At 28.2% G+C, this 14,243-nt stretch carries 15 protein-coding genes and 1 pseudogene; 9 read left to right on the forward strand and 7 right to left on the reverse strand.

Annotated features, from left to right (window positions below):
• From BTO18_RS04165 to BTO18_RS04195, 7 genes are read right to left on the reverse strand one after another with little or no spacing between them, the layout of a single operon-like run.
• Positions 1 to 456, reverse strand: a complete 456-nt coding sequence (locus BTO18_RS04165; RefSeq protein ID WP_105015022.1) for a DUF2306 domain-containing protein — start codon at positions 454 to 456, stop codon at positions 1 to 3.
• A 53-nt stretch (positions 457 to 509) separates the two neighbouring features.
• Complete coding sequence (locus BTO18_RS04170; protein ID WP_105015023.1) at positions 510 to 824, reverse strand: 2TM domain-containing protein; 315 nt, start codon at positions 822 to 824, stop codon at positions 510 to 512.
• A 3-nt stretch (positions 825 to 827) separates the two neighbouring features.
• The gene (locus BTO18_RS04175; RefSeq protein WP_105015024.1) at positions 828 to 1,163 is read right to left on the reverse strand and encodes a 2TM domain-containing protein; all 336 of its coding nucleotides are present in this window, start codon (positions 1,161 to 1,163) and stop codon (positions 828 to 830) included.
• Positions 1,164 to 1,167: 4 nt separating this feature from the next.
• The gene (locus tag BTO18_RS04180) at positions 1,168 to 1,479 is read right to left on the reverse strand and encodes a 2TM domain-containing protein (protein WP_226788999.1); all 312 of its coding nucleotides are present in this window, start codon (positions 1,477 to 1,479) and stop codon (positions 1,168 to 1,170) included.
• The gene (locus BTO18_RS04185) at positions 1,457 to 1,780 is read right to left on the reverse strand and encodes a 2TM domain-containing protein (protein ID WP_105015025.1); all 324 of its coding nucleotides are present in this window, start codon (positions 1,778 to 1,780) and stop codon (positions 1,457 to 1,459) included. Before BTO18_RS04185 ends, BTO18_RS04180 begins: the two co-directional genes overlap by 23 nt.
• Positions 1,780 to 3,144, reverse strand: a complete 1,365-nt coding sequence (locus BTO18_RS04190) for a 2TM domain-containing protein (RefSeq protein ID WP_105015026.1) — start codon at positions 3,142 to 3,144, stop codon at positions 1,780 to 1,782. The genes BTO18_RS04185 and BTO18_RS04190 overlap by 1 nt, the downstream gene beginning before the upstream one ends.
• A gap of 36 nt (positions 3,145 to 3,180) precedes the next feature.
• Entirely contained in the window at positions 3,181 to 3,597 is a 417-nt protein-coding gene (locus tag BTO18_RS04195) for a DUF2141 domain-containing protein (RefSeq protein ID WP_105015027.1), read from the reverse strand.
• 621 nt (positions 3,598 to 4,218) lie between these two features.
• Here BTO18_RS04195 and BTO18_RS04200 point away from each other — a divergent pair.
• From BTO18_RS04200 to BTO18_RS18215, 9 genes and pseudogenes are all read left to right on the forward strand, one after another.
• Positions 4,219 to 4,836, forward strand: coding sequence for a GNAT family N-acetyltransferase (locus BTO18_RS04200; protein ID WP_105015028.1), 618 nt, complete (start codon positions 4,219 to 4,221; stop codon positions 4,834 to 4,836).
• Positions 4,833 to 6,011, forward strand: a complete 1,179-nt coding sequence (locus tag BTO18_RS04205) for an argininosuccinate synthase (protein ID WP_105015029.1) — start codon at positions 4,833 to 4,835, stop codon at positions 6,009 to 6,011. The genes BTO18_RS04200 and BTO18_RS04205 overlap by 4 nt, the downstream gene beginning before the upstream one ends.
• Before the next feature lie 84 nt (positions 6,012 to 6,095).
• On the forward strand, positions 6,096 to 7,076 hold the full coding sequence (argC, locus tag BTO18_RS04210; protein ID WP_105015030.1) for an N-acetyl-gamma-glutamyl-phosphate reductase: 981 nt from the start codon (positions 6,096 to 6,098) through the stop codon (positions 7,074 to 7,076).
• Positions 7,077 to 7,177: 101 nt separating this feature from the next.
• Positions 7,178 to 7,972 carry a pyrroline-5-carboxylate reductase gene (proC, locus tag BTO18_RS04215; protein ID WP_105015031.1) on the forward strand — a complete coding sequence of 265 codons (795 nt, stop codon included), beginning with the start codon at positions 7,178 to 7,180 and terminating at the stop codon, positions 7,970 to 7,972.
• A 10-nt stretch (positions 7,973 to 7,982) separates the two neighbouring features.
• The gene (locus BTO18_RS04220; protein ID WP_105015032.1) at positions 7,983 to 9,134 is read left to right on the forward strand and encodes an aspartate aminotransferase family protein; all 1,152 of its coding nucleotides are present in this window, start codon (positions 7,983 to 7,985) and stop codon (positions 9,132 to 9,134) included.
• A gap of 76 nt (positions 9,135 to 9,210) precedes the next feature.
• A complete protein-coding gene (locus tag BTO18_RS04225; protein ID WP_105015033.1) occupies positions 9,211 to 10,380 on the forward strand; it encodes a glutamate-5-semialdehyde dehydrogenase in 1,170 nt (389 codons plus the stop codon).
• A gap of 161 nt (positions 10,381 to 10,541) precedes the next feature.
• Positions 10,542 to 11,306, forward strand: a complete 765-nt coding sequence (gene proB / locus BTO18_RS04230; RefSeq protein ID WP_105015034.1) for a glutamate 5-kinase — start codon at positions 10,542 to 10,544, stop codon at positions 11,304 to 11,306.
• Between the two features lie 87 nt (positions 11,307 to 11,393).
• On the forward strand, positions 11,394 to 12,332 hold the full coding sequence (locus tag BTO18_RS04235; RefSeq protein WP_105015035.1) for a Rossmann-fold NAD(P)-binding domain-containing protein: 939 nt from the start codon (positions 11,394 to 11,396) through the stop codon (positions 12,330 to 12,332).
• A 459-nt stretch (positions 12,333 to 12,791) separates the two neighbouring features.
• Positions 12,792 to 13,615 (forward strand): annotated as a pseudogene (locus tag BTO18_RS18215) (IS982 family transposase).
• Positions 13,616 to 14,243: the final 628 nt, after the last annotated feature.

Consider the following 14,243-nt stretch of genomic DNA (forward strand, 5'->3'; position numbering starts at 1 on the left):
TTATTTGCTTATTAATCTTTTTGCATTTTTATTTATAATTCTTGCTCCAATAAAAGCGGTTAAAAACGTTGCAATAGCAACTGCCCACCAAAAATCTTGCATATTTTTAACAAAACGTGTCCCAACTTCTGACCAAAAAGCACAATACAAACCAACTACAGACCAAGCCATAAAATAGTAATGTTTGTGTAACCAGTTTTTTGTCTTTTTTAAAACAGGATACATACCTGCTAAAATAGTAACTAAACTTACTATAGCAAAAAAATGAAAGATACTAAACCCATTAAAGTTTGTTATAAAAAATGACGAAATATTTAGTAACAACATATTTACAACATACGTGTAACCAACACTTTTATGAAACGAAGTACCTTTAGTGTTAAAAACAACAATTAAACCTGTTGTCATTGAAACGATAGCAAAAAATAAATGTATATATCCTATTGTAGAAAACATGATTAAAGTTGATAGCTGATTGGTTCTTTTTTATAAAAAGTGAATATTTACTTTTATTGATTCATAAACTCTTTAATTTTTCTTTCTTCCCAATTTTTACCAAATCCAAGAATATTAAAACTAAAAGTATTAAAAGCATCTAGGGCTAAAAATATTCCCCAAATAAACCAAATAGGAATATGAGAAAAACCATCATTATCAAAATGATTACTTATAACAAAATCATCAAAAATTTTAAATGAAAACTTCCATACAAAAGTTATGAATAAATTTACTAAAACGTAAGTAACCAAATGTTTGTAAAATTCTTTAATTTTTTCAACCTTTAGTTTAGCTATTTCTAATTTTTTATCTTCAAATTTTTCCATTCTTTAAAAATTTTTAGTTCGATTTTTATCTTTCTCCATCATTTCCTTTATTTTTCTCTCTTCCCATTCACTCCCAAAGCCAATTGATTTGAATCCAAAAACACCCAACCAATGAAAGAACATTCCAATTCCCCAAAAAACCCAAGTAGAATAGACACCAAAGTTAGATAGTGCATCAGAAAAAGAATCATCACTTTGCATTAATCCAAAAATAATTACACCACTTATAAATATGTTTACTATTATGTATACAATTAAGTGAACATAAAAGCCTTTAATATCTTTTACTCTTTTTTTAGCTCTTATATAGTTTTGTTCTTGCTTATAATCTTGTTGCATTTTATTAATTTTTCTCGTTCATAAACTCTTTTATTTTTCTTTCTTCCCAGTTTTTCCCAAATCCTAATAAATTAAAACCGAAAACTCCTAACCAGTGAAAAAATAAACCAAAGCCCCAACCAAGTACTGAAAACCAAAACCAATGAAAATGAGGCACATATTTTAAATTTATAAATATAATTATTGGTATTATTAAGCAATAGATAGTTAAATGAGTATAAAAACCCTTTATTTCTTTTACTTTTTTTTGAGCTTTATAATAACGTTGTTCTGTTAAAAAATCAGTTTCCATTCTATCTTCTATATTTGTCTTCATTCATATACTCTCTTAATTTTCTTTCTTCCCAATCTTTACTTAAAATAAAGTTTAATCCAAAAGTATTTAACGCCTGAAAAGCAATTCCTATACCCCAAAATAACCAGATTTTATAATTATGATAGTCAAAAAAAGCTTCATTAAAAGTATCTCCATCATTCATATCTCCCACTATAAAAATTGCACTTAAAAAAATATTTACAATAATATAAATAGCAAAATGTTTGTAAAACTTGCTTATTCTTTCTACTCTTTTACGAGCTAGAACATATTTCTGTTCTTCTGTAAATTTCTGTTCCATTATCGTAACCTTTTTTGTTTATTCTCTTTATTCATCAACTCTTTTATCTTTCTATCTTCCCAGTTTTTTCCTAAAAACACATTATAATTATTCACTTCTAAAAAGTGAAAAACTAAACCTATTCCCCATCCAAAAATTGGAAACCAAAACCAATAAAATTGTGGCGAAAATCTTAAATTAATAAATATCAAAAAAGGAATTACTAGGCAGTAAGATGCTAAATTTTGATAAAATTCTTTCAGTTTTTCAACTCTTTCTACGGCTTTTACATAGTTGCTGTTTTCTAAATCTTCTGTGTACATGATATTGTTCATTTTATATAAGAGAGGCAAGCTCACCTTAAAAGTTGTGTTGTTATTTTCTATTTTTACAGATCTATCTGTTATTAAACCATACCTGTCTGCAATATTTTGCAAACCTACTTTAGTGCTTTTACCTATTGCTTCTTTTGGGTTAATGTTATTTTCTATAATCAAATGATTATTCTCTTCGTAAATTGATACTACTAATGGTTTAGAGGATGAAACCACGTTATGTTTTACTGCGTTTTCTAATAATAATTGCAAGGATAAAGGCACTATTTTTAATTCTTGATTACTTACTGCATCTGGTATGTTAAATTTAATAGCGTCTTCAAAACGCATCCCTAACAATTGCATATATGTTCTTGCAAATTTTAATTCTTCTTGAATTGGCACTAAATCTTTATTTCTTTGCTCTAAAACATATCGATATACTTTAGAGAGTTTAGTAGTAAATTTTTCTGCTTGGTTTGGGTTTTCTCCAATTAAACTGGTCAACACATTTAAGCTATTAAACAAAAAATGTGGATCTAATTGATTTTTTAATGATTCAAACTTTGCTGTTTCTGTTTTTGCAACTATTTCTTGTTTTGTAGTTTCTTGTTTTGCAGATTTTTTCCACTCTATCATAAACTCACGTGCATGTAAAAAAGAGGAAACTGTAAAAGAGAATAATATCCAAAAAAGATGAGTCCAGATAAATTGCTGTTCAAAAAAACGTTCTTCTGGTAAACCATCAACTTTAACAAATAAAATGTAATGGATAAATATAATTGCTGGTACAGTATAGAGAACTGTAGATATTATTCCTGCCCAAACTCTTTTATTAGTCTGTGTTACCCAATCCCATTTTGCTGTAATAAAATTGTTTAATACACCTTGACCAAATGCTAAAACAAAGGTATAAAGAGCTGTTCTTAATAACGTTTCAAAAAAACCTGAAATAGTATAATCTCTTACTAGAATAAAAAGTACAAACGATATTATTAATATTATTCTTATAGATAAGAAAAACTCTTTTTTTATTTGTCCAGACGTTTGTACTCTATTTATACTATTCATGAGTTACTGTTTGTTTTAAACGTTAAATCTTTATTTCTAAAATTTAATATCTAAAGATACATTTTTATCAGAAACTACAAATTTTGCATTTTCATAACTTGGTGGTGCAAAAGCCATATAATTGTTAGAAGCTCCAAAATCTTCTAAAGGCATTCTTTGTGGTGAGAAATCCATTTTATCATTATCATTCTTGTCATGATAACAAATGATTGCATATTCTCCAGGAACTACATCTTTAAAAATAACTGTACTTTTACCGTCAACTATTTTTGCATTTGCTCCTTGAACTGGTATTTTCATAAAGTTCTTTTTATTATATAAAGCAAAACCTACTTTACCTTTATCTGATGTTACATTTACTACAGTAGCTGTAATAGTTACTTTTTCTTGTGCATTGATTGTACTTGAAATAAATAATGCTGTTACTACTAAAATTGATACTAAAAATTTCATAATATTTGTTTTTAATGATTAATTACACTACAAATCTGCAACGGAATTAAAGTTTTTAAAAGTAAAAGCTACTGAACTGTATTTTTTTACAGACGAATTGTAAAAAAGGAAGTATTTTGTACTAAAATAGTTTCAAAAAACAAGAACTTACATTAGAGAAGTGTATAATGATTTTTAATAAAAAAGCAATATATTACTAGTATTCTGATAAAATTTCAATGTAAATATCAAATTTGCTTTAATTTGATAAAAATTAGAAAAAAGTACTTCAATATTAATAATAGGAGCAAAAAAATATATACTTTTATCGCATGATTATATCAATAAGAAATATAAACCGTAATTATTTAATTCCCAGTTTACGCTGTCGCTAATACTAGTGCTTGCAGTTTAACAAAATTAATCGATTACAATACTTTTTATTTTTTATTATGACATTCTTTTCAAAAGCATATTTCAACTTTTTACATTCTCTATTTAACCAAAGTTATAATTTTGTACGTAATTCTTTTTTTCGCCCTTTTGGGGTATTTGCATAATTTAAGAATTAAGGTGAGTCCTATTCTACATCATAAAAAAAGAGTACATTTCAAAAACATAAATTAGAAAAAATCAATTACAATGAGAATTGTTATTGCTGATAAATCACACATAAAATACGCACAAATTATTTGCGATACTATAGCAGAAGCTGCTAAAGTAAGAGGTACAGGTATCGCAAAAAGAAAGCCTGAATACATTGCAACCAAAATGGAAAATGGTAATGCTGTTATAGCTTTAGATGAAGATAAATTTGCTGGTTTTTGTTACATAGAAAAATGGGGTCATGGAAAATTTGTTGCTAATTCAGGGCTAATTGTTCATCCAGATTATAGAGGATTAGGTTTAGCGAAAAAAATAAAAAAAGTAATATTTCACCATTCAAGAACAAAGTTTCCAGATGCTAAAGTGTTTAGCATAACAACAGGTTTAGCAGTAATGAAGTTGAATAGTGATTTAGGATACAAACCTGTTACTTTTTCAGAATTAACAGACGATCAAACTTTTTGGAATGGTTGTCAAACTTGTATAAATTATGATGTTTTAACAAGAACTGAAAGGAAAATGTGTTTGTGTACTGGTATGTTATACGATCCTAAAAATCAAGAAAAGAAAGCTTCAAAAAAAATAAAAGAAGGTACTTTTAAAAGATTAAAAAATATAAAACAGAACTTGTTTTTAAAAAAAGATAAAAAATGAAAAAATTAGTAATTGCGTATAGTGGTGGTTTAGATACTTCTTATTGTGCTGTTAGTTTATCAAAAGAATATCAAGTACATGCAGTAAGTGTTAATACAGGTGGTTTTACAGAAAGTGAAATTAATACCATTAAAAAGAATGCTTACAAAATGGGGGTTTCTACTTATAAAAATATTGATGCAATTAGCACTTTTTATCAAAAAGTAATTAAATATTTGGTATTTGGTAATGTTTTAAAAAATAATACCTACCCACTTTCTGTAAGTGCAGAAAGAATTATACAAGCCATAGAAATTATTGAATATGCAAAAAAAATTGGTGCTAGCTATATTGCTCATGGAAGTACAGGTGCAGGAAATGACCAAGTTCGTTTTGATATGATTTTTCAGACTTTAGCTCCAAATATTAAAATAATTACACCAATTAGAGATCAAAAATTAACAAGACAAGAAGAAATTGATTATTTAAAATCTGAAGGAATTCATATGTCTTGGGAGAAAGCTCAATACTCGATTAATAAAGGTTTATGGGGTACAAGTGTTGGTGGCTCTGAAACATTGACTTCTACTATGCCACTTCCTGAAGATGCTTATCCATCTCAAATAGAAAAAGAGGGAATTCAAAAATTAGTACTTACTTTTAATAAAGGCGAATTAGTTGCTGTAAATGGCAAATTAGATACTCCTGAAAAGTGTATAGAAAACCTAAATAATATTGCTTCTAAATATGGAATTGGTAGAGATATTCATGTGGGTGATACCATTATAGGTATAAAAGGTAGAGTTGGTTTTGAAGCTGCTGCTGCTTTAATTACCATTAAAGCACATCATTTACTAGAAAAGCACACCCTTACCAAATGGCAAATGCAACACAAAGAATATTTAGCTAGTTTTTATGGCATGCATTTGCATGAAGGACAATATTTAGACCCTGTAATGAGAAATATTGAGGCTTTTTTAGAAAGCAGTCAGCAAAAAGTAACTGGTAGTGTTTTTGCAACATTAAGACCTTACACTTTTGCTTTAGATGGTATTTCTTCTTCAAACGATTTAATGAGTGCCAAATTTGGAAGTTATGGTGAAGAAAATAAAGGCTGGACAGCTGAAGAAGCTAAAGGGTTTATCAAAATTTTAGGAAATCAAAATAAAATTTACCAACAAGTAAATAATAAATGATGTTAAACTGTTTAATTGTTCAACTGTATAATAGAAGCATTGCATACAGACTTTTAAACAATTAAACACTTACACAATTTAACAATGAAATTACAAGTAGGAATTATAGGTGGAGCAGGTTACACAGCTGGAGAATTGATTAGACTATTATTGAATCATCCAAAAACAAATATCAATTTTGTGTATAGTACTTCTAATGCTGGAAACAAGTTATACAAAGTTCACCAAGATTTAATTGGAGATACAGAAATCGAATTTACTCAAGAAATCAATGCAAATGTTGATGTATTATTCTTGTGTTTGGGCCATGGAAATTCAACTGCATTTTTAAAAGCAAATCATTTTTCTAACAACACAAAAATCATTGATTTAAGTAATGATTTCAGGTTGATAAAAGACAAAATTATTGATGACAAAGAATTTGTGTATGGTTTACCAGAATTGCAAAAAGAAGCCATAAAATCAGCACAATACATTGCAAATCCTGGTTGTTTTGCAACAGCTTTACAATTGGCAATTTTACCTTTAGCTGCTAAAGGTTTGTTGAAGAATGATGTTCATATTAATGCAATTACAGGTGCAACTGGTGCAGGTACATCATTATCTAAAACCACACATTTTACATGGAGAGATAATAATTTTTCTCATTATAAAGCTTTTAACCACCAACATTTAGGAGAAATCAATCAAACTGTAAATCAATTACAATCTAATTTCAATTCAGCTATTAACTTTATGCCAAATAGAGGAAATTTCTCAAGAGGAATTTTTGCAACAACCTATACAAAGTTTGAAGGTTCTTTAGAAGATGCAAAAAGTATCTATGAAGTATATTATAAAGATGCTGCATTTACTTTTGTTTCTGATGAAAGTATCCATATGAAACAAGTGGTAAATACAAATAAGTGTTTAGTTCAATTAGAAAAACATGGAGATAAATTACTAATAACAAGTACAATTGATAATTTATTAAAAGGTGCTTCTGGGCAAGCAATACAAAATATGAATTTAATGTATGGCTTTGAAGAAACTCAAGGACTAAATTTAAAAGCGAATTATTTTTAAGCCATTTGAAAGGCTTTAAATACTAAAGTTATTTCAGTATCTAATTATAAACAGTTTTAATTTTTGAAACATTCAAATTTTAAAACTTTAAAACAAAAAAAATGAAAGTAGCAATTATAGGTGCAGGGAGTTTAGGGCAATCTATTGCAAAAGGATTACTATCTAAAAAAGTAGTTAACTCACTTTATTTAACCAAAAGAAATACAGCTTCTTTAAATAATTTTAAAAAATACAAAGAAGTAACATTAACAGCTGATAATATCTTTGCAGTTGACAATGTTGATATCATCATTTTTGCAGTTCAACCAAAACATTTAAGTAAAATTTTAGAAAGTGTTAGATATTTACTTCGAAAAGATCAATTAATTATTTCTGTTGCTACAGGATATTCTATTGCAAAAATTGAAAACATTATAGGAGCTAAACATGCAATTATAAGGGCAATGCCAAATACAGCAGCATCTGTTCGTCAATCTATGACTTGTATTTCTTCTAACGAAAAAGGAAAAGAGCAAATAGAATTGGCAAAAACTGTATTTGATAGTTTAGGGATTTCTATGGAAATTCCTGAAGAGCAATTACAAGCTGCAACTGTAATTTGTGCGAGTGGTATCGCTTTTTGGATGCGATTAATTAGAGCTACAACTCAAGGCGCAATTCAGTTGGGTTTCGAAGCTGCTGAAGCTCATGAATTGGCAATGCAAACTTGTTTTGGTGCTGCTACCTTATTGAAAAAATCTGGAAATCATCCAGAAGAAGAAATTGATAGAGTAACTACACCAAGTGGTTGTACTATAGAAGGTTTAAACGAAATGGAACATCAAGGTTTAAGCTCTTCATTAATAAAAGGGATTAACGCATCCTTTGAAAAAATAAATCAAATTAAAACAAAATAAACCTTTAACCATGCCACTTTTTAATGTTTATCCTTTATACGATGTAACACCTGTAAAAGCTAAAGGAGTTTATGTATATGATGAAAATGATACAGAATATTTAGATTTATACGGAGGTCATGCTGTAATTTCTATAGGGCATGCACACCCAAAATATATTGAAGCCATTACCAATCAAGTAAATAATTTAGGGTTTTATTCAAATGCAATCCAAAACCCTTTGCAGGTAAAATTGGCAGATAAAATTGAAGAACTTTCTGGATGTAAAGATTATGAATTGTTTTTATGCAATTCTGGTGCTGAAGCCAATGAAAATGCTTTAAAATTAGCATCATTTCAAACAAATAAATCGAGAGTAATTTCATTTAAAAATGGTTTTCACGGACGTACATCAGCGGCTGTTGCTGCAACCGATAATGCAACTATAATTGCGCCTATTAATGCACAACAAAAAGTTACTATTCTCGATTTAAATGATATAGAATCTGCAAAAATAGAAATCGAAAAAGGAGATGTTTGTGCTGTTATTGTTGAATTTATACAAGGTGTAGGTGGTTTAGATGAGGCAACTGCAAACTTTTTTGAACAAGTAGATATACTTTGTAAAACAAATAATACGCTATTTATTGCAGATGAAGTACAATCTGGATATGGACGTTCTGGAAAATTCTTCGCATTTCAACATTACGAAGTTACTCCAGATATCATTTCTATTGCAAAAGGAATGGGAAATGGCTTCCCTATTGGTGGAATTTTAATACATCCAAATATTGAAGCAAAATTCGGAATGCTAGGTACTACTTTTGGTGGAAATCACTTGGCTTGTGCTGCTGGTTTATCCGTTTTAAATGTAATTGAAGATGAAGAATTAATCGATAATGTAAATACAATTTCTAAACACTTTGTAAAAATAGCCAAAACAATTCCACAAATAAAAAATATTAAAGGAAGAGGATTGATGCTAGGTTTAGAATTCGATTTTGAAGTTAGTGATTTACGCAAAAAATTAATTTACGATTATCATGTTTTTACTGGTGGTGCAAAAAACAAATATGTTTTAAGAATACTACCCCCTTTAAATGTTAAAAAAGAACATATCAATCTGTTTTTTGAAGCTTTGGTTAATGCTTTAGAAGAATTGATAAAAATACAAAAACGATAAATATTTTCGTAAAGAGCGCAAATATTTTTATCAAACTGTTACTGAAAACTGCAACTGAATACTGAGAACTGTAAAAATGAACACAATACTATCCATAGAAAAAAGAAATAATGTTTTGCTAACAATGGCTAGGCTTTTAGAGGAAAATAGAGCAGAAATCATCAACATTAACAAACAAGATTTAGAAAATTATAAAGGTGATGATATTTCTATGTTTGATCGATTAAAAGTAAACGATACAAAGGTTGATGAAATGATTACTGCTGCAACGCATTTGGCTTCGCAAGATGATCCTATTGGAGTTGAACGTTTTAGTTTTAAGCACGATAATGGAATGCAGGTTTACAATAAAACTGCTTCTTTTGGAACTGTTCTTATTATTTACGAATCAAGACCAGATGTAACTGTTGAAGCTACAGGAATTGCTTTTAAATCAGGAAACAAAATACTTTTAAAAGGCGGAAAAGAGTCTATAAGTTCCAATTTAAAAATTATTGAGTTATGGCATAAAGCTTTGCAACAAAACAATGCATCTACAGATTGGATTGAGTATTTGCAATTCAACAGAATAGAAACACAAGTTTTTTTAGAAAAACCTACTCAAAAAGTCGATTTAATTGTTCCTAGAGGAGGAGAAAGATTAATTGCTTTTGTAAAAGAACACGCAACCTGCCCTGTAATTATTAGTGGACGAGGAAACAATTTTGTATATGTTCATAAAGATGCTGATACAGATGTAGCTCTCGATATTATCATCAACGGAAAATCTAAAATATCTGCTTGTAATGCTGTTGATAAAGTTTTGATTGATGAAAATTTACCAAATAGAATAGATTTTGTAAATCAATTAATGTCAAAATTAAAAGTTTTAAATATTGAGGTTTTAAAAGCGAAAAATTTCTCTTCTGATGAAATTTGGTACGAAGAGTTTCTAGATTATAAAATTTTGATTGGAAAAACGGCTTCTAATAAAGATGCAATTGCAAAAATCAATAAATATTCTGGTGGACATTCATCTGCAGTTATTACAAAGAATGATGAAGTGGCAAAAGTGTTTATGGAAAGTGTAGATACAGCAGCTGTATACCACAATGCTTCAACACGTTTTACAGATGGTGGGCAATTAGGTTTAGGTGGTGAGTTAGCAATAAGTACAGACAAATTACATCAACGTGGACCAATTGGTTTACAACATTTGGTGACTAATAAATGGTATGTTCACGGAAATGGGCAGATTAGAAGTTAGAAGTAAAAAATATAGAAGTAGTGTCATTTTGAGCTTGTCGAAGAATCTCTATAAGTTAGATTTCTCGATACAATTTTTAATATTTTGCTTAAACTCAATATTAAAAATCACTCGAAATGACAGAGTAGATAAATCACACATACAAAAATCATCATTGATAATTGAATAAAAAGAAACGCATATTACTAAAAATTGGTTCAAATACATTAACAAAAGAAACCAATAATATCTCAAGAGGGAAAATTGAAGATATTGCAAATCAAATTGCAAAACTTAAAGATACTTGTGAGTTTATTATTGTAAGTTCTGGAGCAATTGCTGTTGCAAAACAATTTGTAAAATTAGAAAGTAAACAAAAAGAAGTATTTGTAAAACAGGCATTAGCTTCTATTGGTCAGCCTCATTTAATCAGAATTTATCAAGAAATTTTTAGAGAATATGGCTTGTTAAGTTCACAGTGCCTTCTCTCCTATTCTGATTTTGAAAAAGAAGAAAGTAAAACCAACATTACAAATACGATTAAAGTATTGGTAAACAACAATTATATACCAATTATTAATGAAAACGATACTGTTGCTACAGATGAAATTAAATTTGGTGATAATGATAAATTAGCAGCATTAACTGCGTCTTTATTAGAAGTAGATTTGTTAATAATTGCTACAAACACTAATGGAATATATACCAAAGAGTCTATAAAGAATAAAAGACCTGAAACAATTGCAGAAGTATCTAATTTTGAAGATTTAAAAAATGAAATTGTAAATTCTAAATCTACACATGGTAGTGGAGGAATGCAATCGAAAATTGAAGCTGCTGAAGTAGCAAAAAAAGCAAATATAGAAACATGGATTGTAAACGGTTTAGAAGACGATTTTATCTATAATGCATTTGAAAACAAAGTTCCGTTTACAAAAATAAAGTAAAACTCCTGCAAGGTTTCTAAAACTTGTAGGTAAAAAAACAAGAATACCTACAAGGTCTCCAAGACCTTGCAGGAAAATAAAATAAGAATGAAAAATTATACATCCATAAACGACATAGACAATATCAATTCTTGGATTGAAGAAGCAAAAAAAATTAAAGCAAATCCGCTTGCAAATAAAGGATTAGGAAAAGATAAAACATTAGGATTATTATTTTTCAATTCAAGTTTACGTACACGTTTAAGCACACAAAAAGCAGCCTTAAATTTAGGGATGAATCCAATAGTGATGAATGTTTCTGGTGATGCTTGGGGAATAGAGTTTGGAGATGGCACTGTTATGAATGGCAATACTGCAGAGCATATTAAAGAAGCTGCAGCTGTGGTTTCTCAATATTGTGATATAATTGCAGTAAGAGCTTTCCCAAGTTTAACAGATAAAGAAAAAGACGAATCTGAACACGTTTTAAAATCATTTGTAAAATTTGCTTCTGTTCCCATTGTAAGTATGGAAAGTGCAACTGGTCATCCCTTACAAGGTTTAACAGATGCTATTACAATCTCTGAAAACACCACAAAAAAGAAACCAAGAGTGGTGTTAAGTTGGGCTCCACATATAAAAACTTTACCTCATGCAGTTGGGAATAGTTTTGTAGAAGCCATGCAAAAAATGGATGTTGATTTTGTAATTACTAATCCTGAAGGTTATAATTTATCACCAGAAATTACGAAAAACACGCCTATTTTTCACAATCAGTCAGCAGCTTTCAGGAATGCTGATTTTGTGTATACCAAAAACTGGAGTTCTTATGATGATTATGGAAAAATTCTTAAAGTTGATAAAGATTGGATGATTACTAAAGACAAAATAGGTGATGCAAAATTTATGCACTGTTTGCCAGTTAGAAGAAATGTTGTTGTAGAAGATGCTGTTTTAAATTCTGATAGTTCTCTAGTAATTGAACAGGCTAACAACAGAACTTTTGCAGCCCAATTGGTTTTGAAAAAGATATTGGAAAGTCTATAAATCCAAATGCTGTCATTTTGAGCATTACTGAAATTAAAATATATTTTGATTGAAAGTTACTTACGAAGCAAAAATGGAGTCGAAAATATCACTTTTAATATTTCTCTATAAAGTTAAAGCTATAAAGAATTTCCTATGATATTTGTTAACGTAAGTTCGATATATTTTTTTATTTATAAATGTTATTATATTGAAAATTAATTGATTGTAATTTCGAACATTGCTGAAATCAAAATATACTTTGATTGAAAGTATCTTATGAAGTAAAAGTGTAATCGAAAAATCTCACATCTATATTAATGTGAGTTCTACATAAAGAGTTGATTTTTTTTTTGATAGAAAAAAGCAGTAAATTAAAGTACTGAATTCCAATATGCTAAAATTATCTCGCTTATGATTTCTGACACTAGAATTATTGAATTTTTTTAATCTAGACAATTTTTAAAAGAATTTGATGTTATTTTAACAAAACATAGCATTTTAGATACTTTTAAACCCAAAAAACGCAACCTAAAATCTAAAATGAGTAAAAGTGAAATAATGACTATTATGGTTATCTTTCAGCTAAAATCATATCATATTTTAAAAACATTTCTACCTCTATTATATCTACAAACATATGGATGATTTTTTTTCCTGATACAGTGTCTTTTAATCGATTTGTAGAATGACAAAAACAAGTAATACAACCTTTAGCAGTCTATTTAAACTCTTGAGTTTGGGAAAATGTTTAGGAATTTCTTTTATAGATTTTAACGTAATTAAAGTGCCTCATTACAAAAGAGAAAAACAGCATAAAGTATTCAAAAGCATTGCAGAAAAGACCTATGTAACATTAGGTTGGTTTTATGGGGTTAAATTACATTTATTTTACAATGACAAAGGTCAAATTGTTGATTTTTTAATTAGAAAAGCTAATGTAGATGACAGAAGTCCATTAAAAATAAAACCTTTCGCAACAAAATATTTGGAAATAAAGGTTATCCAGGTAAAGATTTATTTGATAAATTATTTGTAAATGGAATTCATTTAGTCACAAAATCAAGAAAGAATATGAAAAAGAAAGTACTCGAATTTATAGATAAAGTTTACTTAAGAAAAAAAGCTATTATAGAGTCTATAAATAACCTGTTAAAAACACTTACCAAATAAAATATTCAAGACATCGTTCTTTTGATAACTTCATTGGAAATTTGATAGCTGGGTTAACTGCATATTGTTTTCTTGATGCTCAACCTAGCATTAAAACAATAAGATTTTCACCTAATATCGGTGTTTCTTAAATCGAACTCACGTTTGTTATATTTACAGATTTTTAGACAAATAATAGAAGTTAAGTTTCTAAATTTACTATTTTATTTGCTTTTAATGTTCCTTCCAGATTTAGGTATTGTATAAATATAAAAATATGATTTTAAGTATTTAAAACTCATTAAATTCACCTTTAACAACTATTAAAATAATGCTATTTTAAGTCCAGTTTTAGATTTACTTCTTAATAAAGTAAGTTATTTTTGTTTTAATAAATATGAAAACTTTTGTACAATTCCTTGTAATTATTTATCCAAATGCTTTAATTTTCCACTTAAGGAATGATAAACGCACTATAATTAATTCTCTTAATACTTCATTCTCTCAATAGATTTTATTTTTGTTAGCTATACATTTCTTTAGCAAATTATCCATCCGCTCATTTGGTTTATCTGTATTTACTTTGGTTAGTATTATTTGAATGAAATGCTTGATAGATAAGTGATTTACAATTAAAAAACAAAGTCTTGATATTATAAAATTGTGCGAACTTCTAGTTTTAATAATTTGTAGCTTGCATAGCTACTAAACTATCTTTTGATAGTAATTTTTATAATGAAGTAAATACTTCTCAAAAAGGGAAATACATTTAAAAAGAAA

Source organism: Polaribacter porphyrae (genome assembly GCF_002954685.1).
Lineage (GTDB): Bacteria > Bacteroidota > Bacteroidia > Flavobacteriales > Flavobacteriaceae > Polaribacter > Polaribacter porphyrae.